General features: G+C 55.1%; 20 protein-coding genes. 13 read left to right on the top strand and 7 right to left on the bottom strand.

Annotated features, from left to right (window positions below; genetic code table 11):
• Nucleotides 1–6: 6 nt before the first annotated feature.
• Genes Q4501_RS13555 through astB form a run of 4 tightly spaced genes read left to right on the top strand, consistent with a single transcriptional unit; the run spans nt 7 to nt 5052 of the window.
• Nucleotides 7–1053, top strand: a complete 1047-nt coding sequence (locus Q4501_RS13555) for an arginine N-succinyltransferase (protein ID WP_303596773.1) — start codon at nt 7–9, stop codon at nt 1051–1053.
• Between the two features lie 28 nt (nt 1054–1081).
• Nucleotides 1082–2146, top strand: coding sequence for an arginine N-succinyltransferase (gene astA / locus Q4501_RS13550; RefSeq protein WP_303596772.1), 1065 nt, complete (start codon nt 1082–1084; stop codon nt 2144–2146).
• Nucleotides 2147–2182: 36 nt separating this feature from the next.
• Nucleotides 2183–3661, top strand: coding sequence for a succinylglutamate-semialdehyde dehydrogenase (astD, locus tag Q4501_RS13545; protein WP_303596771.1), 1479 nt, complete (start codon nt 2183–2185; stop codon nt 3659–3661).
• A 50-nt stretch (nt 3662–3711) separates the two neighbouring features.
• Complete coding sequence (gene astB, locus Q4501_RS13540; protein ID WP_303596770.1) at nt 3712–5052, top strand: N-succinylarginine dihydrolase; 1341 nt, start codon at nt 3712–3714, stop codon at nt 5050–5052.
• A gap of 18 nt (nt 5053–5070) precedes the next feature.
• On the opposite strand, the gene Q4501_RS13535 is transcribed toward astB, so the two are convergent.
• Nucleotides 5071–5709, bottom strand: a complete 639-nt coding sequence (locus Q4501_RS13535) for a TetR/AcrR family transcriptional regulator (protein ID WP_303596769.1) — start codon at nt 5707–5709, stop codon at nt 5071–5073.
• Between the two features lie 166 nt (nt 5710–5875).
• Here Q4501_RS13535 and Q4501_RS13530 point away from each other — a divergent pair, with 166 nt between their 5' ends.
• Nucleotides 5876–6955, top strand: a complete 1080-nt coding sequence (locus Q4501_RS13530; RefSeq protein ID WP_303596768.1) for an efflux RND transporter periplasmic adaptor subunit — start codon at nt 5876–5878, stop codon at nt 6953–6955.
• A complete protein-coding gene (locus Q4501_RS13525) occupies nt 6955–9981 on the top strand; it encodes an efflux RND transporter permease subunit (protein ID WP_303596767.1) in 3027 nt (1008 codons plus the stop codon). The genes Q4501_RS13530 and Q4501_RS13525 overlap by 1 nt, the downstream gene beginning before the upstream one ends.
• 21 nt (nt 9982–10002) lie before the next feature.
• Here the strand turns inward: Q4501_RS13525 and astE are convergent, their stop codons facing one another.
• The 6 genes from astE to Q4501_RS13495 all read right to left on the bottom strand — a co-directional run bounded on the left by astE (nt 10003) and on the right by Q4501_RS13495 (nt 15229).
• Nucleotides 10003–11040, bottom strand: coding sequence for a succinylglutamate desuccinylase (gene astE / locus Q4501_RS13520; protein WP_303596766.1), 1038 nt, complete (start codon nt 11038–11040; stop codon nt 10003–10005).
• Nucleotides 11041–11204: 164 nt separating this feature from the next.
• Nucleotides 11205–11933, bottom strand: a complete 729-nt coding sequence (locus tag Q4501_RS13515; protein ID WP_303596765.1) for an ABC transporter permease — start codon at nt 11931–11933, stop codon at nt 11205–11207.
• A complete protein-coding gene (locus Q4501_RS13510; RefSeq protein WP_303596764.1) occupies nt 11933–12637 on the bottom strand; it encodes an ABC transporter permease in 705 nt (234 codons plus the stop codon). The genes Q4501_RS13515 and Q4501_RS13510 overlap by 1 nt, the downstream gene beginning before the upstream one ends.
• Before the next feature lie 69 nt (nt 12638–12706).
• Complete coding sequence (locus Q4501_RS13505; RefSeq protein WP_303596763.1) at nt 12707–13459, bottom strand: transporter substrate-binding domain-containing protein; 753 nt, start codon at nt 13457–13459, stop codon at nt 12707–12709.
• A gap of 85 nt (nt 13460–13544) precedes the next feature.
• A complete protein-coding gene (locus tag Q4501_RS13500) occupies nt 13545–14315 on the bottom strand; it encodes an ABC transporter ATP-binding protein (RefSeq protein WP_303596762.1) in 771 nt (256 codons plus the stop codon).
• Between the two features lie 155 nt (nt 14316–14470).
• Complete coding sequence (locus Q4501_RS13495; protein ID WP_303596761.1) at nt 14471–15229, bottom strand: FCD domain-containing protein; 759 nt, start codon at nt 15227–15229, stop codon at nt 14471–14473.
• Between the two features lie 369 nt (nt 15230–15598).
• Between Q4501_RS13495 and dctP the strand changes: the two genes are divergently transcribed.
• From dctP to glcF, 7 genes are all read left to right on the top strand, one after another.
• The gene (dctP, locus tag Q4501_RS13490; protein ID WP_303596847.1) at nt 15599–16630 is read left to right on the top strand and encodes a TRAP transporter substrate-binding protein DctP; all 1032 of its coding nucleotides are present in this window, start codon (nt 15599–15601) and stop codon (nt 16628–16630) included.
• A gap of 105 nt (nt 16631–16735) precedes the next feature.
• The gene (locus Q4501_RS13485) at nt 16736–17440 is read left to right on the top strand and encodes a TRAP transporter small permease subunit (protein WP_303596760.1); all 705 of its coding nucleotides are present in this window, start codon (nt 16736–16738) and stop codon (nt 17438–17440) included.
• Nucleotides 17437–18972, top strand: a complete 1536-nt coding sequence (locus Q4501_RS13480; RefSeq protein WP_303596759.1) for a TRAP transporter large permease subunit — start codon at nt 17437–17439, stop codon at nt 18970–18972. Before Q4501_RS13485 ends, Q4501_RS13480 begins: the two co-directional genes overlap by 4 nt.
• A 19-nt stretch (nt 18973–18991) precedes the next feature.
• The gene (locus tag Q4501_RS13475; protein ID WP_303596758.1) at nt 18992–19417 is read left to right on the top strand and encodes a heme-binding protein; all 426 of its coding nucleotides are present in this window, start codon (nt 18992–18994) and stop codon (nt 19415–19417) included.
• A gap of 10 nt (nt 19418–19427) precedes the next feature.
• Nucleotides 19428–20900: an FAD-linked oxidase C-terminal domain-containing protein gene (locus Q4501_RS13470; RefSeq protein ID WP_303596757.1), complete on the top strand. Its 1473-nt coding sequence runs from the start codon at nt 19428–19430 to the stop codon at nt 20898–20900.
• Entirely contained in the window at nt 20893–21960 is a 1068-nt protein-coding gene (gene glcE / locus Q4501_RS13465; RefSeq protein WP_303596756.1) for a glycolate oxidase subunit GlcE, read from the top strand. The genes Q4501_RS13470 and glcE overlap by 8 nt, the downstream gene beginning before the upstream one ends.
• A gap of 162 nt (nt 21961–22122) precedes the next feature.
• Nucleotides 22123–23331 (top strand): glycolate oxidase subunit GlcF, encoded by a 1209-nt coding sequence (glcF, locus tag Q4501_RS13460; RefSeq protein ID WP_303596755.1) that lies wholly within the window; start codon nt 22123–22125, stop codon nt 23329–23331.
• Nucleotides 23332–23438: the final 107 nt, after the last annotated feature.

Here is a 23438-nt window from a genome sequence, read left to right as displayed (position 1 = left end):
GCATTTATGTGGCTGGTACGTCCGGCAGTACCTGATGACGTGGGCCAGATACTGGAGGTTGCTGGCGCGGCTGGTTCAGAAACCGCCCGCCTCTCATCCACGCTGCCCCGGCAGCGTGATGCTCTTGCGGAAAAAATAGAGCTCTCGCTTGCGTCTCTGGACGGCAAACCAACCACCACTGGTGCCAGGCCACAACGGTTTCTGTTTGTACTTGAAAACACTTCTACCGGTAGAGTACATGGAACCGCTGGCATCAATGCCTGTGCGGGGAACAGTCAGCCGTTCTATAACTACCGCCGCGATGCGCTCATACACGCTTCCCACGAACTCGGTATCTCCAGCCGGGTCGATGTTCTCTATCCCAGCCATGCGCTGACCGACCATACGCTGCTTTGCTCATTTTCCATCACGCCCGAACTGCGAAACACGGAAGCATTTGAGTTGCTATCCAGGGCCAGGATACTTTTTATTGCCGGGCACCGGGATTGGTTCGCTTCGAGAGTCGCGGTAGAGATTCAGGGGGTGCAGCTTTCGGATGGCAGTGTTCCTTTCTGGGACAGTCTGGGGCGCCACTTTTTCAATATGGATTTTGAAACCGCCGACCAGTATTCCGGCCTGCTCAGTAAAACCTTTATTGCTGAACTTATGCCTCCTAATCCTGTGTATGTCACCTTGCTGTCCGATGCCGCCCAGTCGGCTCTTGGGCAACCCCATGCCCTGACTGTGCCCAATCTTGAACTCTTGCAACGGGAAGGGTTTCAGGCCGGCTGTTACCTGGATATTTTCGATGGCGGGCCAGTACTTGAAGCGCGTACAGATGCCTTGCACACGCTGGTAACCAGTTACCCGAAAATCTTGCATGGAAGCAGCGAGGAAGACGGAGATGTCTGTCTGATTTCTGGAGGAGAGGGAGCCGGGTTCCGTTGCACACTGGCCAAGGCTACCGAGGTCCTTGGTGGCACTCGAGACAGAGAAGCCGTAAAGGTGCCTGTGAGCGTATGGGAGTTGCTGGGCAAAACAGCCGGTGATGAGGTGAGGGTAGCGCCGCTATGATGAGCATATACCGCCCGAGGGTTGCCGCATGCTGTTGATTCGCCCGCTCCAGGAATCAGATCTTGATGATCTTTATGCTATGGCACAGAAGGCTGGTAAGGGACTGACTACGCTGCCAGCTGATCGAGACCTTTTACAGCGCAAGATCAACCTCGCCCGGGAAACCTTTAACCAGCGTTGTGCCCCGGAAGCTGGTCTGTACCTGTTTGCCCTTGAAGATACAGAAACCGGTAAAGCTGTGGGTATCAGTGGTATCCAGGCCCGGGTCGGCCTGGATGAGGTGTTCTATAACTACCGGCTCAGCGTTACTGTAAACGCTTCTAAAGAGTTGGGCGTTCACGTGCGTACACCAACGCTGCACCTCACCAACGATATGACAGATACCAGCGAGATATGTTCGCTGTTGCTCTCCGACGACTATCAGGGTGGTGGCAACGGCTTGCTGCTATCACGTTGTCGTTTTATGTATATGGATGAGTTTCGCAAGCATTTTTCGGAAAAAGTATTTGCTGAAATGCGCGGCGTATCCGATGAGCAAGGTCTTAGCCCGCTGTGGGATGCTTTGGGCAGCAAGTTTTTTGATATGGAATTTATGGAAGCGGATATGCTTTCCGGGCTTGGGAATAAAGCATTTATTGCTGAGTTGATGCCCAAGTTCCCCATCTATTTGCCCATGCTGCCGGATTCGGCGCGAGCGGTTATTGGCAGGGTCCATGGCAATACGGCTCCGGCGCTGAAGATGCTGGAGGCAGAGGGCTTTAACTTTAACGGCCTGGTGGACATCTTTGATGGTGGCCCCGTGGTAGAGGCGTTTGTGCATACAATTCGCACGATTCGCGACAGCCGAAACCGCCACGCCATGGTCACCCGCAAAGCGGTGAACCTTGATGTGCCAGCTGCGGAACGGGTAATGGTGTCCAATCGCTCGTTCCGTAATTTCCGGGTAACAACTGTGCCTGCCAGCTGCGTTGGCGTAGATACAATTAGCCTGCCGCCCGATGTTGCCGAAGCCTTGCAGATTGAATCGGCTGACCCCGTGCGGCTGGCGCCTCTGAAGGACAGAGCAAAAACCACGGTGAAGCCGGCAGGTTGAAATTTATACAATTCCAGTAACGGGAGATTTAGTGATATGACAAACCTGACAGGCGAGTTGTTTATAGGCGGGCTTTGGCTTCAGGGCCATGGCCCAGTATTTGAGTCGGTTCAGCCCGTTACCGGCAATGCGGTCTGGGAAGGCACTGGTGGCAGCCTTGCGGATGTAGACGCAGCGGTGCGCGGTGCTCGGGCTGCTTTTCTGAAGTGGCGCCGGAAGAGTTTTGCTGAGCGTCAGGCGGTTATTGAGGCTTTTGCCGAACTGCTGGAATCAAACAAGGAAGAGCTGGCCCATCAGATCGGCCTGGAGACAGGAAAGCCCCTGTGGGAGTCACGTACGGAAGTGGCGGCCATGATCGGCAAGGTCGGAATCTCTGTGAAAGCCTACAACGACCGCACCGGGCAATCCGAATCGGATGTTGCTGGTGGCCACGCGGTGCTGCGGCATCGCCCTCATGGAGTGGTTGCTGTCTTTGGTCCTTATAACTTCCCGGGCCATCTCCCGAATGGTCACATTGTGCCGGCTCTGCTGGCGGGCAATACGGTTGTCTTCAAACCCAGTGAGCTGACACCCGGGGTAGCGGAGCTAACGATTAAACTCTGGGAAAAAGCCGGGCTGCCCGATGGCGTGATCAATCTGGTTCAGGGGGCTGCCGATACCGGTAAGTCACTTGCCAGCCACCCCTTGATTGATGGCCTCTTCTTTACCGGCAGCTCGACAGTTGGTCACCTATTGCACCAGCAGCTTGGTGGTCAGCCCGAGAAAATCCTTGCCCTGGAAATGGGCGGCAACAACCCGCTGATTGTTCAGGATGCCTCCGATATTGACGGTGCGGTGCATCACGCTCTGCAGTCGGCGTTTCTCTCCGCCGGTCAGCGTTGCACTTGTGCCCGCAGATTACTGGTGCCCAAAGGCAAAAAAGGCGATGAGTTCCTGGATCGCCTGGTGGCGGTGTCAGCCCGCATTCAGGTGGGGGAATTTGATGCCAGCCCGCAACCATTTATGGGTTCGGTTATTTCAGTACAAGCGGCGGAAAAGCTTCTGGCTGCCCAGGCCAATATGTTGGAGAAAGGTGGGAAGTCCCTGCTGGAAATGAAGCAGGTGCAACCGGATACTGGTCTTCTTTCGCCCGGCATTGTGGATGTAACAGGGCTGGAGTTGCCGGATGAAGAGTTTTTCGGGCCGTTGTTAACAGTCTATAGGTACAAGAGCTTTGATGATGCCCTTGAGCTGGCCAACAATACTCGTTTTGGACTTTCCGCCGGCATCCTCACCGACGACCGTAAGCTCTACGAACGTTTGGTTGAGGAGGCCAGGGCCGGTATCGTCAACTGGAATCGCCCATTGACCGGAGCGAGCAGTGCAGCACCTTTTGGTGGCGTGGGGGCCAGTGGTAATCACCGAGCCAGCGCCTACTATGCTGCGGATTATTGTGCCTGGCCCATGGCGTCTCTTGAGGCAGGCAAAAGCGAGGTGCCGGAAAAACTGTCGCCAGGCCTGAGTTTTGATTCGTGAATAGCAGTTCCTGAGCCTTGGTACCCTGAATCCGGACGGAATCTCAAATCATGAAAAAGCATGCGGTAGAAGCAAATTTTGATGGCCTGGTAGGCCCTACCCACAATTACGCGGGGCTGTCCTGGGGTAACGTGGCGTCCAAGTCCAATGTGAATGCGGTGTCCAACCCCCGGGAGGCGGCGCTGCAAGGGTTGGCAAAGATGAAGCGCCTGGCTGACCGCGGATATGTTCAGGGCATTCTGCCGCCCCACGAACGTCCGCATATTCCATCGCTGAGAGCCCTCGGATTCAGTGGCACGGATGCACAGATTCTGGAGCAGGCCGCAAAATCCAGCCCGTCCATTCTGGCTGCCGTATCTTCTGCATCGTCAATGTGGACAGCCAATGCGGCTACGATTTCACCCAGTGCCGATACCACCGATCACCGGGTACACTTCACCCCTGCCAACCTGAGCGCCAAGTTCCACCGCTCCATTGAGCATAGCGTGACCGGTCGAATGCTGAAGTCTATCTTCGCGGATGATGGCTATTTTGCCCATCATCCGGCACTGCCGTCAGTCAGCCATTTTGGCGATGAGGGTGCGGCCAACCATACCCGGCTTTGCGGGCGTTACGGTGAGCCTGGGGTGGAGCTGTTCGTGTATGGCCAGGCGGCCTTTAATGAGCAGGCCCCGGCTCCGCAAAAATACCCGGCCCGGCAGACCCTCGAAGCCTCTCAGGCTGTCGCTCGCCTGCATGGATTAAAAGATGCGAATCGGGTGTTTGCCCAGCAGAACCCTGCAGCCATTGACGCCGGCGTATTTCATAACGACGTTATTGCGGTAGGCAACGGCAACACCTTGTTTTATCACGACATGGCATTCCTGCATGAAGAGCAAGTGTTATCAGAGATCCGTGCACGCCTCATTGGAGCAGATCTGGAAGCGGTTCGGGTGAGCAGTGAGGAGGTGCCATTGGAGGATGCAGTAGCCTCGTATCTGTTCAACAGCCAGCTGCTGAATACGCCCGACGGCATGTTGCTTGCGGTTCCGGGCGAATGCCGGGAGGTCGGAACTGTCAGCCAGTATCTGGATAGGTTGCTGGCCGCGGGCGGGCCAATCACGGCGGTGGAAGTGTTTGATGTGAAACAATCCATGCGCAACGGCGGCGGTCCTGCGTGTCTGCGCTTACGTGTGGTTCTGAATGACGACGAATTGCAGGCCATGCATCGCGGTGTGATTTTGACCGACGATCTCTATGAACGGCTGACGACCTGGGTTGCAGCGCACTACCGTGATCAACTTGAGCGGGAAGATCTGGCGGATCCCATGCTGCTGGATGAGGTGCGCAAAGCACTGGATGAGCTGACAGGTATTCTGGGGCTGGGGTCAATCTACGACTTCCAGCTCTAGAAGTTTTTCAGTGCCTCATCAGGAGACGGCGATCGATGAAGTGAGCATGTCCATGGTGTGCCGGATCAGGTTCTCAGCAGGGAAGTTGCCATCGCTCTCGCTGGCTTCCGACTGGCATAGCAGAATGGTGCCGTGCAGGGCGCCCCGCAGGTAAAGCGCTGTTTGCTCCGGATTCTGGATGCGCTGGCGGCTCATGGTGCCGTCTTCAAGCCCCAGCTCGATGGCCTCTATCATCAACGCCATGAGCTCGGATTTCGAGCAGAGCATTTCCATGGCCTGGGCTTCGTCTGCTTCAGCCATGGCGGTTGAGGCTTTGGTGAGCGCCGAAAAATAGTCCGGTTCGTCCAGGTAGAAACGGTAGTAGGATTCTCCCATGGCTCGTATTTGTGCCAGCCCCGTATCGGCGGTCTGTCTCGCGTTCCGGAAGCGTTCAGACAGGCTCTGCCCGGCCCGCAGCATAATCCCGCGCTGAATGGCGGCCTTATCCTTGAAGTAAACATAGAGCAGTGCCCGGCTCAGGCTGGCGGTGCGTGCAATGTCATCCATGGACGTCCGCTCATAACCCTTATCCGAAAAGGCCCGCTCTGCGGCGTCCAGAATGGCGTCGTAGCGGGCTTGCTTCTCCCGTTCGCGGCGTGTTTTCAGCGGTTCAGTCATCAGGTTCTCTCGTCGGGGCATTCTATCGGCTGGTTGCCAGTAGAGCATGAATGAAAACTGATTATTGACATAATGTCAAAGAATGACATTATGTCGCGATCAACAAACTGGATTTCCGCAGCAAGCGGCATCGGCATCAACATGAGCAGGGAAGAAAGGACACCTTATGACACCAATTCGTATTTCTTTCGGCTTTATTTTTCTTGCTGCCTCCGGTCTTTTACTTTCGGGTTGTAATGCCGCTGATGCACCGGATTTACCTGACGAGCACCGGGTGTCGGTGCGTGTTTCAGAAGTTACCGGAGGTGAGGCCCAGGACATAACCCTGCGTTTCTCCGGCATTGTCCGGTCAACCCAAAGGGCAACTCTTACGTTCCAGATTAGCGGCACTCTGAAAGAGCGTGAGGTAGAGTTGGGCCAGACTGTCGCTGCCGGCGATGTGCTTGCCCGGGCCTACAACCCGGCGCTGGAACCTGCGCGGGATTCAGCAAAAGCCAAGCTGGAAGAGCTGAACACCGGGTACGATCAGGCCAAGCGTGAGTGGGAGCGTTCGAGCCGGTTACACGAGCGTGGTGTGGTTTCCGAGCAAAACCTTGAACAGATTGCGGCTCGCCGGGATTCGTTGAGGGCCAGCGTAGCCACCGCTCAGGCTGCACTTGCTGAGGCAACTCAATTGTTACAAGAAAGCACCTTGCGGGCACCGTTTGCCGGGCGTGTTGAAGCTCTGTTGGTCGAAAGGGACGAATTTGTAGCGGCTGGCCAACCGGTTGTGCGCATGTCCTCACCTGAAGGCAAGGAGGTTGAGGTTCGGGTGCCGGCATACCTCCTTGGACATGTGTCTCTGGAACAGGAGCTACCTGTGTGGTCAGTGCAGAACCGCAGTGAGGCTCCGGTTGTTGGTTCTGTTGTTGAGATTGCCCAGGCCGGTGCAATCCGTGGCGAACTGCACCCGGTTCTGATCAGTCTACCGATTAATTCGTTGGATACGGGGGAGCCAGTTGAGGTGGGCATCACTCCGAATTCTGAATCCGCCATCACCGTTCCACTTTTGTCGGTTGTCCGCAGCGAGGACGGCATGATGGTATTCCGGGTGCAAGACGGTGTGGCCCGGCGCGTGCCGATACAGGTTGAACGTGTGGTGGGCGAGCGCGTTGTAGTGCGTGCAGGTGAGTTGAAGCCAGGCGACCAGGTGGTTTATGCGGGTATAACCCGCCTTGCAGACGGTGATGCCGTGGAGGTGCGTTGATGACGCGCCGGCTGCTCAACTTCCAGCGATTATTGGGCATGGTGGTTACCATGCTTTGTCTGTTGGGAATCGCGGCATACAGCACCATGCCGCGCCAGGAAGACCCCTCATTTCCGTATCGGGCCGGGCTGATCTCGGTGAACTACCCCGGAGCCAGTGCCGATGCGGTTGAGCGGCTGGTGCTAAGACCGCTGACTGATGAGCTTCGGCAGGTCGAGGAAGTTGATATCTCACAAGGCACAGCCCGCACAGGGGTGGCGCTGGTAAGGATTCGTCTCAATGATGATATCTACGACACGGACCCGGCCTGGGACCGAATCCGGCAAGCAATGGAACGTGCAAAGCAGGATTTCCCGGATGACGTTGGCCAGATGGCGCTGGATGACCGGCTGATAGACAACCCGGCCATTGTGTTGGCGATTGGGGGTGCACCTTCGGTTAGTGAGCTGTCGGATGTGGCCGAGCGGCTTAAACAAAACCTCGCCGACCTTAGCGGAGTGTCCCGCATTGAACTGGAAGGGGATGCCGACGAGCAGATTACTTTGGCTCTGGATGATGCTGCACTGTATCGATTGGGCATTTCACCGGCGCGGATTCTGCAAACCCTCGCACAGCGCAATCAGACGACCCCTGGCGGTTTTGTGGTCGTGGACGGGCGCCGTTTATCGGTGCTTCCTAACACCGAATTTGCCGACATTGATGCCATTCGTGCAACCCCCATTGAACTACCTGATGGTTCCCAGGTGCCGCTGGCGGCGGCCGCGGATGTGTGGCGCGGCCCTGCTGAACCAAGACAACCGGAGACCTGGTTTGATGGTGAGCGGGTTGTATTGCTGTCGCTGATTATGGAAGAAGGTACTACGGACGCGATCCGTTTTGGGGAGCGTGTGCGAGAGCGGGTTACGCAGATCCGCCCTGATTTCGAGCCCTACGAAATCCGTGAGATGTTTTTTCAGCCTGATAAGGTCTCGGACCGTCTGGATAATCTGGCCTTGAGCCTTGTGCTGTCCGTGTTGATTATTGTGGCCGTCGTGTTCACCGGCATGGGTATTCGAATGGGTCTGCTGGTGGCTTCCATTCTTCCGATGGTGGCTTTGATAAGCGTTGGCCTCTACGACCTTGGCGGCGGCGTGCTGCATCAGATTGCGGTTATCGGCATGGTGATTTCTCTGGGTATTCTGATCGATAACGCCATAGTGATTGTAGAAAACATTCAGGGGCATCTGGATGAGGGTATGCGCCGCCTGGATGCCCTGCGCAAAGCTGTTAGCGAACTCGCCGGGCCGCTTGGCGCTTCCACCGGCACCACACTTGCAGCCTTTGCGCCTCTTTTACTTGCCAAAGGTGGTGCGGCAGATTTTACCCGGGGCGTCCCGGTAATGATCATGCTGACTCTATCTGTCAGTTATTTACTGGCGATTTCCGTGGTACCCCTGCTGGCAGCCCGGTTCCTGAAGCCTCGCCGCAATGCGGAGGCTGACCGGTTGACGGGTCTGGCCAGGTTCCTCGGTGGTCTTGTTTACCGCCACCCCCGCCGACTGATCGCAGCCGGAACCTTATTAGTTGTGATGAGCCTGGCCGTGACGCCGTTTATGGCGCAGCAGTTCTTCCCCAATGCCGACCGGCCTCAGGTGATCGTTGAACTCTTCATGCCTGAAGGCACAGAACAATCGCGCACGGCTGAAGCCGCTGCGGATCTGGAACAAGCTATACGCACACGGCCGAACGCGCTGCAAATTCATCGTTTTGTCGGCTATACCGGCCCTTCGTTCTACTACAATCTCCAGCGTGCGCCCCAGGCGCCGAACAGGGGCAGGTTGGTGGTAACAACGCCGACCCTGGAAGACACGACTGAAATGATTCACTGGATTCGAACCCATGTGAATGAGCAGATGCCCGAACTGAACGTAGGCGTTGGTGTTCTCGGGCAGGGGCCACCCAGCATCGCACCGGTGGAAGTCCGCGTTTACCACCCGGATGATCAGGAGCGCACTCATGCTGTAGAGCAGTTGTTCAGCGCTTTACGCCAGGTGGAGGGCACCGTGGATGTGAGGCACGATCTGGACATTGGCGTACCGAGCATTGCGATCAACGTAGACGATGCCACCGCTGCAAGGTACGGGCTTACCCGGGCCGATGTGGCCCAGAGCCTTTACGGCCAGAGCTTCGGCGTTGTCGCTGAACGGTACCGGCAGGAAAAAGACCCGATTCCGCTCGTACTGCGGTCACAGGAAGGCACATCCTTGCCTCTGGAACGTCTGCTTTCGGTGAACGTCTACAACGATCTTGGGCAAGCGGTTCCGCTTTCCGCTGTTGCCACTGTAGAAACGACCTGGGAGCCTGCGGCGCGCTATTTGCGAAACGGCATCCGGCTCAATACGGTGACGTCTAACCTGTTGACAGACTACAGCTTCAGCCAGGCGCTGGATGGGCTCCAACTTGCATTGGCAGACAACCCCCTGCCTGATGGCACGCGCCTGGAAATGGGCGGTGATGCTGAAGGTTCTGGTGATGCCAACGGCGCGCTCTTAACAGCCGCACCAATCGGGGTACTCTTGCTGCTCTTCTTCCTGTTGCTTCAGTTCAATTCGTTCCGGCGCGTGGGCATTATCCTGTTGACCGTCCCGCTAGCCACTGTAGGCATATTTCCCGGGCTGGTGCTTTCGGGATCGCCTTTCGGGTTTCAATCGCTGCTTGGCGTCATCGCCCTGGTGGGCATTGTGGTGAATAACGCCATAGTGTTGCTCGACGTGATGGACAGGGAGCTGGAAAATGGTGAAAGCATCCACGAAGCCATGCGCAAAGCTGTTATCCAGAGAACCCGCCCCATCCTGCTGACTACCGCAACCACCGTAGCCGGCCTGCTGCCATTGGCGTTCTCCAGCTCCACACTCTGGCCGCCCATGGCCTGGGCCATTATCTCAGGGCTTCTGGCTTCAACGGTACTGACTCTATTGGTCATCCCGGCAGTTTGCACTCAGTTGATTACAGTGAAAGTTGCAGAACCTGAAAACGCTCCGGCCTAGAGGCCTCCTGTGCCAGCCGGTTTACCGGGGCCTGATCATCAGGCCCACCCGCTGACCAACCGGCACATCCCGGTTTGGAAACACAATTGCCTGAGGCGAAGCCTCTACCTTATAACGGGTGATATCATTCTCCCAGATGACGGTGCCTGGCGGATATTCGGTAAAGTTCGCCACATCATCCGGAATATGAAACCGGAAGTTTTTCCCGGTATTCAGAATTTCATGTACCACCTCAAAGACTGTTAAGCTTTCCGGCTGCGGTTGTTTTTCCGGGCATGTCTCACCACGAAAACGCCGTCGCAAAGCCTTCTTGATTCCCGCGAAACGCGTGAGCTCATTCTCGCCAAAAGGCCTGACCTTGCCCAGTTCTACGGTAAAGCTCTCGGCGCCCAGCACAGAGGATGAAAACGACGAAAACGTAGTGCCCGCCTTGTGCTGAAGCAACAGTGTTTCCACCTCAGCTTCCAGCAGAAAATCGCACTGCGCCTGCGGCACCTGCCGGCCAGAAACAAACGGATACAGTGCAAACTTCTCCCGCCTGGATGGCCTTATGGCCGTATGCAAATCGTAATGGGACAAGGCCTGCGGATGCGCCATGGCAAACTGACGACAAGCCTCTTCAAGAAACTGCGCCCGCGCTGCTTCCGACAGCTCATCATACTCCGGGTAGGCATGAGCACCGTTGAACAAGCGGTTGAGATTTACCTCCAGAAACCGTTGTCCTGCCACCATCGCCGGTGGGTTCCCCAGAATCAGCAGCAGGGGGCACGCCAACTGCCACTCCTCGTTCAACAGTTCGCTAACCAGCGCGTTCAGAACTTCAATAGGTGCGGTTTCATTGCCATGAATACCGGCGGAGACAATGAGCGCCTCCTGATTAGGGTTGGCGCGGCCGGCCGGTGGGGTCAGGTTTAGAACGCCAACAGCTTGGCGGCTTATGCGAGTTCCGTCAGAAAGCGTGATGTTGGATTCCGCGAGGTTCGACGTGGCGTTGGCAAGCGTGTGCGACAGCCAATCAGGATTGGCATCAAATAAGTGTTTTGGTGCGTTCTTTGTCATGAAGGCTCCCCAAAAAGGTCGGAGGGCAGGCGGTTATAGCCTTTCCGGGAGTGTCTGAAGCCATGGATGGCTTCAGTCAAGCGCACAAGGATGTGCTCGCAGCGTCTCCCGGAAAGGCTATAACCGCCTGCCCAGGCACTAAAGTCGAGTGGCTGTTTTACCGTTCAGGAACCCACAGGCCGCTGATGCCGCAACAAATGATTTTCAAGTTTGCGGAACGCAAACACCAGAATAAACGTCAGCACCATGTAGCAAAGTGCCACAAAAATAAACGCATCAAACGGCGCATAGAACCGCGAGTAAATATTCCTCGCCGCACCCGTCAGATCCACAATGGTTACCACACTCGCAATCGCACTCGAGTGCAGCATGAAAATAACCTCATTGGAATACGCCTGAACCGCCCGCCGCGCTGCACTTGGCAGAACAATGCGCCGCATCCGCATAAACCAGTTCATGCCATAGGCTTTCGCCGCCTCAATCTCACCGTGAGGGGTCGAAATAATCGCACCACGAATAATCTCAGTGGTGTAGGCGCAAGTGTTCAGAGTAAACGCCAGCAGGGCAGGGTAGAAAGGCTCCCGGAAAATCTCCCACCAGAAAGTCTCCTGAATGCCGGGAATCTGGGCTACGCCATAGTAAATGATATAGAGCTGAATCAGCAGCGGCGTGCCACGGAATAGATAGGTATAGAGCCACACAGGGCCTGATATAAATGGATTTCTCACTGTGCGCAGTATGGCCAGCGGAACCGCACATACAAGCCCGATAATCAGACTCAGGAATACCAGTTGAACAGTCGTAACCGCGCCATCCCAGTATTCCATGATGGTCATGGCAGTAAAAATATCGTTCTTGTTGAGCCAGGCGGCGAGGAAGTCGGGAGGCATCATTAATTCTCCTGAATCACGCCGGCATTCGCTCGTTTATCGAGCCACTTAATGAAAAGCTCCGAGCCTGCTGTGAGGGCGAGGTATACAAACGCCACGGGAATAAAAAAGTGAAACGGCATACGTTCTGCTTTCGCCGCCTCCTCGGCCACACGAACCATGTCAGTAAGACCAATAATGGAAACCAGTGCTGTGGTTTTAAGCAGCACCTGCCAGTTGTTACCTATACCCGGCAGTGCATGGCGCAACATTTGCGGAACCATTACGCGGCGAAAGGTATGCCAGCTGCTAAAACCATAGGCTCGCGCCGCTTCAATCTGGCCGGTTTCTACGGCCAGAAAAGCGCCACGGAAGGTTTCTGTCATGTAGGCGCCGAAAATCAGCCCGATTGTGACCACACCGGAAATGAACGGATCGAACTGAAAGAAAAAGTCGATTTCGTAAGCTTCCCATGCGTAGTCCGAGAGCATGTTCACGGCTACCTGGCCGCCATAATAGAACAACAGCATCATTACCAGGTCTGGCACACCGCGAATCAGAGTGGTGTAGGCGGTGGCAGCTCCAACAGCGATGCGGCTGTTTGACAGCTTTGCCGCCGCGCCAATCAACCCGAGCGCTAATGCGAGGGCAAGAGACAGGAAGGCGAGTTCGATGGTAACAACCGCCCCGTTCAACAGGGCCGGACCATAGCCTTTCAGATCAAACATGGGAATGTCCGGTAGTCAGGGGAAGCCGTTATGGCTTCCCCTGAGGCTAGTAGTGTCAGATCTGAACGATCAGACCTTTACGTCATAAGCGAAGTATTTCTTCATGATGGCGTCGTAGGTGCCATCTTCCTTCAGCTTACGCAGGGCCGCGTTCACTTCGTCGGCAATGTCCTTGTCGCGCTTGCGCATAGCAACACCCACGCCTTCACCCAGCTTGACGGGTTCGCCGACTTCCTTGAAGCCGTCTTTGGTCAGAACGGTTTGTTCGCCAACCGGGTAGTCAACAAATACCGCATCCAGACGCTGGCCTTCCAGGTCAAGAACCATGTCATCTGCAGTGGTGTAACGCTTGATCGTTACTACGCCGCTCATTTCTTCGGTTACAAAAGTGTCCATCGTGGTGCCACGCTGAACGCCCACGGTTTTGCCTTTCATGGCGTCCATGTCGGTAACGTCGGTGTTAAAGCTGTCAGCACCAAACCAGCCGCCCGGGGTGTTGTAGTAAGGTTCGGAGAAGAGAACACGCTCTGCACGTTCGGCGGTGATCGACATGGAGGACATGATCAGATCGAATTTACGAGCCACCAGACCAGGGATCATTCCGTCCCACGCCTGGATTACGAATTCGCAGTCAGCGTTCATTTCTTCACACATGGCCGATGCCAGATCCACTTCAAAACCGGTCAGCTCACCGTTTTCATCTTTGTATTCGAATGGCTCGTAAGGTACGTCGAAAGCAATTCGAAGATTGCGCTCTTCTGCCTGGGTACCGCTGGCGAACATTGCCAGTGCACAACTCGCTGCAATAATCAGTTTTTTCATGTGTCACTTCTCCAGTGGGTCGCCTTTTGGGCGTTATTTTTTATGGAAGTTTTAAGTCCAACACCGGTTACGATAGCACCGCCTGTCAGAACTTGGGAGCCAGGAACTGCTTCATGCGCTCCGAGTCGGGGTGGTCGAACACCTTCTCGGGTGTTCCCTGCTCCTCGATAACGCCTTGGTGCAAAAACAGCACCTGCGTCGACACATCCCTTGCAAACGCCATCTCGTGTGTTACCACGATCATGGTGCGGCCTTCCTCGGCCAGGCTCTGCATAACTTTTAACACTTCTCCAACCAGTTCCGGGTCCAGCGCGGACGTGGGCTCGTCGAAAAGCATGACCTCCGGCTCCATGGCCAGGGCTCTGGCAATAGCTGCCCGTTGTTGCTGGCCGCCGGACATCTGTGCCGGATAGTAATCCTTGCGCTCGTAAATGCCGACCTTGTTCAGGTAGGCCTCGGCGCGTTCAATGGCTTCCTTTTTAGGCACTTTGAGCACGTTGATCGGGGCTTCAATTATGTTCTCCAGCACCGTCATGTGGGACCAGAGGTTAAAGCCCTGAAACACCATGGAAAGCTTGGCGCGGATTAATTCCACCTGCTTGTTGTCTGCAGGAACTCGCTCGCCTTTGCGGTTGTTGGTAAACCGGATAGGGTCGCCGTGCACGATGATATCGCCAGATGTGGGAGTCTCCAGCAGATTGATGCAGCGCAGGAAGGTGCTTTTACCGGAACCGGAGCTACCGATGAGGGAAACAACATCGCCTTTGCGGGTCTCCAGTGAAATACCTTTGAGCACTTCAAGCTGGGCAAAGGTTTTGTGTATATCCCTGCAGATCAAAGGCGCTTGGTCCGCCATGCGTGGCTCCTGAAGCTGTAATTCAAAGGCGTTTGTTTTACGGACTGTGAAGGTGGAAATCAACACCTTATCCACACAGTTTTACGATTTTTCAGCGTTGATGCCAGCAACTTATTGTGGCGGAATGAGTATTCAATGCAAGCATTTTGCTGGTTTCAGTCGCGTGTACCCTGATGGCTGTTCTGGCCCTCTTGTTCAATTGGAACACGGATGAGTGTGCTCCCCTCTTTTTCCATATCGCGCATGGCTTTACTGACGAAGCGCACATGGGCCATGGCAACCTTCTGGGCGCTCGCGGGCCTGCCTGAAATGACAGCCTCGTAAAGCTGCCGGTGCTGGAGAACAATCTTCTTACGCATCTCTGCGCGCGGGTTAAGGTTGGCAACCGAAGCCTGTACGGTCATCAGCATCATGTTTTTCAGGCTGTTGAGTACGTGAACCAGAATCGGATTGTGAGATGCCTCGACAATCGCCTGGTGGAAGCCATGATCCGGGCGTGCATTGCTAAGAGGGTCGGTTTCTTCCAGAGCGCGGAAGGCTTTGGCTATCCGGTGGCGATCGAGGCTGGTGGCCCGCTGCGCCGCAAGAAAGGCGGCTTGCCCCTCCAGCTGCTCTCTTACCTCGAGCAAGTCATAAAGTGTTCGCGGGTGACCTTCGAACAGGTGCATCAGAGGGCCCTGAGTACTGATGTCACCAGACCCCGGGACCATGCTGGAAACGAAGGAGCCTTTCCCGTGACGGGTTTCGATAACGCCGCGACCCTGCAATTCATGGAGAGCCTCACGGATAACCGATCGAGACACCCGTAAGCGCTCGGCAAGTTGCCGTTCCGAGGGTATTTTTTGTTCTGGCGCCAGCCCTCCGTCGAGGATCATCCGTTCCAGCCGGTATGAGATTTCCTGTGAAATTGCCATCAGGGTGCCTGTAGGGGTGCACTGGTCTGACCAGCGTTTCCGGTAATTATTGTTAGTTGGCCTTGCTCATAAAATACGCTTGAGCCCTGCAAATATGGACGATTCGGCAAGGTTCGTCCATTTTTGCGAATTTAAAAACTGGTCTGACCAGTGCGGTACCCGCTGGACTAAACCGGGATGGCGCACGAATATCATCTTCGATACTGGGCTTTTTGCCCGTGTTGCTCTGAACTCTATAAAAACAATTTCAGTGGAGACGTTTCGATGAAACCGAGCAAAACCAATTCGAATAGCTGTGAGACCAGCTCACCTTCGCCGCGCAGAAGCTTTCTGAAAACCGCCGCTCTTGGTACCGCTTTCGCTGGCGCGATGATGATGGGGGCCGGCCAGGCATACGCTGCGACAACCTGGAAAATCCAGTCCGTCTGGGATGCCGGTACCGTCGGCTACGACCTCTTTGAAGAGTGGTGTGAGAGCATCGAGGAAAAAAGCGGTGGGGAGCTTATTTTCAAGCCTTTCCCTGCCAAAGCGGTGGCCGCCGATAACAACGCCCTTTTTGAAGCCGTGCGCAACGGTGTGTTGCAGGGCATGAACCCGTTCACTCTTTATTGGTCTGGTAAAATCCCCGCGTCGGTCTTCCTGTCTTCCTATCCTGCGGGACCGGACCAACCGCACCAGTGGGACACCATGTTCTATTCGCTGGGAATGCTTGAGAAAACACGTGAAATCTACAAGAAGTTTGGGCTGTTTTACGTAGGCCCGATCCAGCACGACGCCAACATCATCCACTCCAAGAAGGCGGTTAACAGTCTGGCCGACCTGAAAGGTATGAAAATGCGCGTGCCCGGCGGGATGGTAGCGGAAGTATTTCAGGAGTTTGGTGTATCCACGGTCAGCCTGCCTGGCTCGGATATCTTTCCGGCTCTGGAAAAAGGCACCATCGATGCAGCTGACTATGTTGGCCCTGCTGTGAACTACGAACTGGGTTTCTCCCAGGTTACCGACTACATCATGTTCGGGCCTCCAGGTGTTATGTCTATCTATCAGCCGGTGGATTTGATGGACCTTACTGTCAACTTGCGGAACTGGAACAACCTGGATCCCAAGCTACAGAAGCTGGTTGAAGATGAAGTTCGCAATTACTCCCAGGTTCACTACCTCACCATTCAGAAGCGCAACATTGAAGCCATGGAGAAGTTCAAGGCAGATGGCGATACGGTGACCCGGCTTAGCCAGACCGACCTTTCAGAGTTCCGTCGCAAAGCGATTCCGATCTGGTACAAGTGGGCAAATAAAGATGAAGATGCCCGTGCCATTTTTGATATGCAGCTGAAGTACATGATGAACGACACAGTTGGTTATGTGACCGAAGCTGATCTGGAAGGCGTAGAAGGCAAGTAAGCCCGCGTTATCTGACAACAATAAAAACCTAGTGGGGAAGGGCAGGGACTGCTTCGGGAAAAGAGCCGTCCTCCTTCCCTGTTTTATGGCTGAGGTAGTAACAAAATGTCTGACCTAGAAGGCTTCGGATTTGTAATGCCGCACTGGTTGTACTGGGGGTGGCTGGCGGTAATGCCGCTGATCATGATGGCGTGGTATCGATGGGCCACTGCCCGGGGTGCTGAGCCTGTAGAGCCTGAATTAACCCCTGCTGAGTTACAGGCAGAATCAGATGACCCTCTGGTTTTTCTTCAATTTGAAGGCAACTGGTTTACCCGTTCTATTGACTGGATCAGCGACAAGTCCGGCGAGTTTGTTTCTTTCTGGACGATCAATGCGGTCGTTTTTTACTTTTTTGAAGTGGTGATGCGTTACCTGTTCAATCAGCCAACCGTCTGGGTGCACGAGGCCAGCTTCCTTCTTCTGGGGATGCAGTATTTGCTCGCAGGCTCGTTTGCAATGCTACATGGCGCCCATGTGCGGGTTGATGTCGTGTATAACTTTTTGCCGGTGCGCGGCAGGGTTGGCATGGATATATTTACTTCCATGTTTTTCTTTCTGTTTGCGATGGTCCTGATGATCACCTCCTGGACCTTTTTCGAGAACTCCTACGCCATGAATGAGACCACGGTGGAAACCTGGGGCATACAGTACTGGCCAGTCAAGGGCATGATGTTACTCGGCTCTACTTTGCTGCTGCTCGCCGGTGTATCCAAGCTCATCAAGGATATTGTTCTGTTCGTTCGCCTCGGTAAGGAGCGTGTCGCATGACCACTAATACAACGGCTGCGCCGGGTCCGAACCTCACAGGTAAACTCGGCACCTGGTTGATGATTCTGGCGACAGTAGGGTTCGCTTTCGTCATCTGTGTAGAGATGATCAACATCCTCTTCTATGACCCGTTCAGCGATGAGAAATTCCTGTTCAAGTTTGCCGGCAGCCTTGCCAGTGTTGAAATTGGCCCGCTGACGTACCTGATGTTTGGCTCTCTTTTTGTTGCCTTGATGATGGGCTTGCCGCTGGCCTTCGTAACGGGTGGCCTGGGGGTGCTGTTTGTTTATCTGGTGGGTGATTCGATGATGCTGAACATCGTGCCCAGCCGGATTTTCCCGATGATGACCAACTCTGATCTGGCTGCGATACCTCTGTTCATATTCATGGCATCCATGCTGGAGCGTGCAGGGCTGATCGAAGAAATGTTCAGTGTGGTCTACAAATGGATGGGTGGGCTTAGCGGTGGTCTGGCAACAGCAACCATCCTGGCTTCTACGCTTTTGGCCGCGATGGTCGGGGTTATCGGTGCGGCCGTTGTAACCATGGGCATTATTGCCCTGCCTGCCATGCTTAAACGGGGTTATGACCATCAGATTGCCATAGGTTCCATTATGGCTGGCGGTACCTTGGGTATCCTTATCCCGCCGTCTATTCTGGCCATTCTGTATGCGGTTGTGGCCCAGCAATCGGTGGGAGAGCTCTACCTGGGGTCGGTGATTCCGGGGCTGATGCTTTCAAGCCTGTATATCGCTTATGTGTTAATTCGCAGCTGGCTGAACCCCAGCCTTGGGCCCCCCGTTCCGGTTGAGGAACGCATTTCTTTGCGCGAGAAACTCTCGCTACTCAAAGGCCTTATTGCACCCTTGATTCTCGTGGGTCTGGTTCTTGGCTTGTTGTTCGGTGGTATTGCAACACCGGTTGAAGCGGCAGGTATAGGTTCATTCGGCGCCATCGTCGTCGCCTTGATGCACGGAAAGTTCACTATCGGGGGCTTGCGTGAGGCTTCAATCACCACGGCTAAAGCTTCTGCCATGGTGCTGTGGATCATGTTCGGGGCTTCGGTATTTGTCGGGTTTTATATCCTGCAGGGTGGCCAGCAGTTTGTGACTGATGCCATCCTGGGCACGGGCATGTCCTCTTACGGTATTCTGTTCTTGCTTATGGTGTTATTGGTGGTGCTGGGGATGTTCCTGGACTGGGTCGGTATTCTGTTACTGGCGGTTCCCATCTTCATTCCAATCGTGAAAGCGCTTACGTTTGAAGGGCTCTTCGGTTTGCCGCCGGTAGAGGGGAATGATGTGGTGCTCTGGTTCGGGGTGTTGTATCTGGTCAATATGCAAATGTCGTTTCTCAGTCCACCCTTCGGTTACGCGTTATTTTATATCCGTGGTGTGTGCCCGCCGGAAATTTCCATGGGAACGATTTTCAAATCTGCCCTGGTGTTCCTCGCCATTCAGGCTTTCGGTCTGATGGTTTGTATTGCGGTTCCGGGTGTTGTGACCTGGCTGCCAGGGCTTGTATACGGTTGATTAAAAGGAGAGGGGTTTTATGTTGACGATAAAGAGACTGGATTTGGCTGAAGCGCGTTTGCTGATTGAAGGCGCGGCCGTAAAGGCCCGGGAAATAGGCATTCCGATGTGCATCGCCATTGTGGACGAATCCGGAAACCTGGTTGCTTTTGAGCGTATGGATGGTGGCAAAATTACGAGTGTAACCATTGCGCAGGACAAAGCGTTTACAGCTGCTGCTGCAAAAAAAGCCACCCATGATTACAACGCTGTCAATGTGCCGGGTAGCCTGGCGTTCGGTATTCATACCGAGGTGGGCGGACGCATAAGCTCCGTTGGCGGCGGTTTACCTGTGATTATTGATGGCGAGGTTGTTGGAGGTATCGGGATTAGCTCTGGTACGCCACAACAAGACATGGATTGTGCTCAAGCCGGATTAGACTACTTCGAAGCCCAGCGTGGTTGAGAGAGGCGTTATGGCAACTAAACCAAAGATCAGCAAGGCGGAACTGGCTGATCAGTTCCGGACTTTTATTGAGCCGGAATACGTCATTACAGATGACGAAACGATAAAACCCTACGAATGCGATGGCATGTCGATGTATTGCGAAATGCCGTTGCTGGTGGTGTTGCCGGAAACCGTTACTCAGGTGCAGCGGATAATGCGCATCTGTCACGAACACGGTATTCCGGTCGTTGCCCGGGGAGCAGGAACCGGGCTCAGTGCTGGAGCCATGCCCAACAAAGAGGGCGTGGTACTTTCGTTGGCCAAGTTCAATCGTATCCTGCATATCGATCCGCTGGAACGAACAGCCTGCCTTCAGCCAGGTGTGCGTAACCTCGCCATCAGTGAGGAGGCTGCTCAGTACGGCCTTTATTACGGACCAGATCCTTCGTCCCAGATTGCCTGCACCATTGGTGGCAACGTTGCGGAAAACTCGGGTGGAGTGCACTGCCTGAAATACGGTTTGACGGTGCATAACATTCTTAGTGTGGAGATGGTGACCGCGGAAGGCGATGTGGTGAACGTCGGCAGCAGCGGGCTGGATAGTTGTGGCATGGATCTGCTTGCCCTACTGACCGGCTCTGAAGGGTTGCTGGGTGTGGTAACCGAAGTGAAGGTGAAGCTATTGCCCAAGCCTGAAGTCGCACAGGTCGTGATGGCCGGTTTTGACAGCGTTCAGAAAGCTGGCGATGCGGTGGGCGGGATTATCTCCCACGGCATTATACCGGGCGGTTTGGAGATGATGGACGGCCACGCCATTGTAGCGGCTGATGACTTTTCCGGTGCCGGTTACCCCCGCGAAGCCAAAGCGCTGCTTCTTTGCGAAGTGGACGGCACTGAAGAAGAAGTACACGAACACATAGCCGAGGCCGAGGCGGTTTTCCGAAAGCTCGGTGCTACGTCGGTTCGTACCTCCCAAAGTGAGCAGGAGAGGGCATTGCTCTGGCTGGGCCGCAAGTCCGCGTTCCCCGCTGTTGGCCGCATTTCTCCGGACTACTATTGCATGGACGGCACCATCCCCCGTCGTCACATCGCTAAGGTGCTGACAGACATGCAGGCATTGTCTGAAGAGTTCGGTTTGCGTGTTGCAAACGTCTTTCATGCGGGTGATGGCAACCTTCACCCGCTGATCCTTTTTGATGCGAACGTACCGGGTGAATTCGAGAGAACCGAGGCCTTCGGTGCCGCAATTCTGGAAATGTGTGTTGATGTCGGCGGCTGTATTACCGGTGAGCACGGCGTAGGCGTGGAAAAAATTCGCCAGATGGCCGTACAGTTCAACGATCTGGAATTGCAGCAGTTTCATGATGTAAAAGCAGCCTTTGACCCTTCGGGCATTCTAAACCCGGGTAAAGGTGTACCCGCGCTGAAGTTCTGCCAGGAATACCGCTCGCTCGAACATAAACAACACAAGCATGAACATACGGAAGCCGCCCATGGCTGATATCTCTCAACAATTGCAGGAGCAAGTGCTCCAGGCCCGCTCTGGCGGGGAGAAGCTCAATATTATCGGCGGTGGCACAAAAGCCTTCATTGGTCGGGAACCAAGCCGCGATGCCAGCGACCTCAATGTCGGCGGGCATACCGGGATTGTCGACTATCATCCGGTAGAACTGGTGATGACGGTTCGCGCCGGGACACCTCTGCGTGAGATCGAGGCTGTGCTTGCCGAGCAAGGCCAGGCGCTGCACTTTGAACCACCTCATTTCGGCCCTGAATCCACCATTGGTGGGACGCTGGCCTGCAACCTCTCCGGCCCATCAAGGCCCTGGGCCGGGTCTGTGCGGGATCAGGTGCTGGGTATACGCCTGCTCAACGGGAAAGGTGAGCATTTGCGTTTTGGCGGCGAAGTGATGAAGAACGTCGCGGGTTACGATGTTTCCCGGCTTCAGGCAGGGGCTCTTGGCACCCTCGGGGTTATTACTGAAATCAGCCTGAAAGTTATGCCGCATCCGGCCGCAAGTTTGACGCTGGTTCAGGACATGGCAATGGATGAGGTGCTGCACTACATGAATAGCCGAGCAGCAGAGCCCAAGCCGATCACTGCAGCCTGCTGGGTCGACGGCAAGGTTTATCTTCGGCTCTCTGGCGCCAAATCGGCAGTTGAAGCCACCGCTGAAAAGTGGAGCGGCGATGTCATGAATGATGGCCAGGCTTTCTGGCGTTCAGTGCAGGACATGCAACACGAATTCTTTGCTGGCAAAGACGCACCGCTCTGGCGCTTCTCTGTTGGCTCCACGGCCGACAACCCGGTCCTGGAGGGTGATTGGTTTATCGACTGGGCCGGCTCCCAGCGCTGGTTTCGTGGTGCTGGAGAACTCAGCGACATGGAGACTCAGGCTCGCGCCGCCGGCGGTCAGGTGAGCCTGTTCCGTGGTGGCGATCGCACCGGTGAGGTAATGCACAGCCAACCCAACGCCCTTAAAACGATCCAGCAGCGAGTGAAAAGCTCGTTTGATCCAGATGGACTATTTAACCCCGGACGACTGTATAGCTGGATGTAAGATCTACCAAGGCCAGACAAGCGGCCGAGCCATACCCCTTCTGAAACTGTGCGAAGCCATGGATGGCGCAGCCAAGCGTACAGGGAAGTATTCACAGCGTGTTTCAGAAGGGGTATGGCTTGGTCGCTACACTACCGAATGAGAGTTCAAAGCAGGTAAAACATGCAAACTAACCTGGTTCAACAATTTGCCAATACAACGGAAGGGCAGGAGGCAGAATCTATCCTCAGAGCCTGCGTTCACTGCGGCTTCTGCACCGCAACCTGCCCGACCTATCAGGAGCTGAACGATGAGCGAGACGGCCCCCGTGGTCGCATTTACCTCATGAAAATGTTCCTTGAAGGCGCCGAAGTGACTGAAAAAACCCGGGAGCATCTTGATCGTTGCCTCACCTGTCGCAGCTGCGAAACCACCTGTCCGTCTGGAGTGCAATACGGCCGTCTGGTGGACATCAGCCGGAACCTCATCGATAAAGAGCTGCCCCGGGCTCCGAAAGACAAATGGATGCGTTGGGCTCTGGCGCGGGTTCTTCCCAATCGTGTGTTGTTCGGGTTCATGTTGCGTCTTGGGCAGACCTTCGCCCCTGTGCTGCCGGGTAAGCTGCGCGCCAAAGTACCACCCAGAAAGCAGGCCAGCCCCTGGCCGGCCGCGAGCCATAATCGAGTTGTTCTGGCCCTGGCAGGCTGTGTGCAGCCATCAGCAACACCGAACACCAACGCAGCAGCAGCTCGTGTATTGGACAAGCTCGGCATTACTATGGTCGAAGCTCCGGAAGCCGGGTGCTGTGGCGCTGTGAACTACCATCTTTCGGAGCATGAGAAAGGCCTGGAGCGCATGCGCCAGAACATTGATGCCTGGTGGCCTGCTATCGAGTCCGGAGCAGAAGCCCTGGTAATGACAGCATCTGGCTGTGGCGCCATGGTTCAGGATTATGGGCACTTGCTCAAGGACGACCCTGTGTACGCTGCGAAGGCACAAAAAGTCAGCGAACTCTGCACTGATCTTGGTGCGTATCTGCTGAAGCAGGACCTTGAAGCTTTAAAAGTTCAGCAGAGCGCTGGCAAGGTTGCGTTTCATTGCCCCTGTACACTGCAGCATGCCATGAAGCAAAGCGGTGTCGTGGAACAGGTGCTCACCAAAGCCGGAGTTGATCTGGCCATCACCAAAGAGAAGCATCTGTGTTGTGGATCGGCGGGCACCTACTCGGTACTGCAGCCGGAACTCAGCCAGAAATTGCTGAGCAACAAGCTCAAGGCGCTGACCGTAGACAGCCCTGACCGTATCGTAACGGCCAATATTGGCTGCCAGATGCATCTTGAGACCAAGGCCAGTGTGCCCGTGCAGCACTGGGTGGAGTTGCTCGACCAATAAGTGCTGGCCGGAGCCGTATTTCACTCTCCATTGTGCCCTGCATTACACACCCTGTGGTAACCGTTATACTGCCCCGGCAATTAACCTAACCACAGGGAGTGGATTGT

This window comes from Marinobacter sp. 2_MG-2023, from assembly GCF_030546935.1.
Classification (GTDB): Bacteria; Pseudomonadota; Gammaproteobacteria; order Pseudomonadales; family Oleiphilaceae; genus Marinobacter.
Note: the sequence above shows the minus strand (reverse complement) of the source record. Positions and strands in the feature narration are given on the sequence as shown.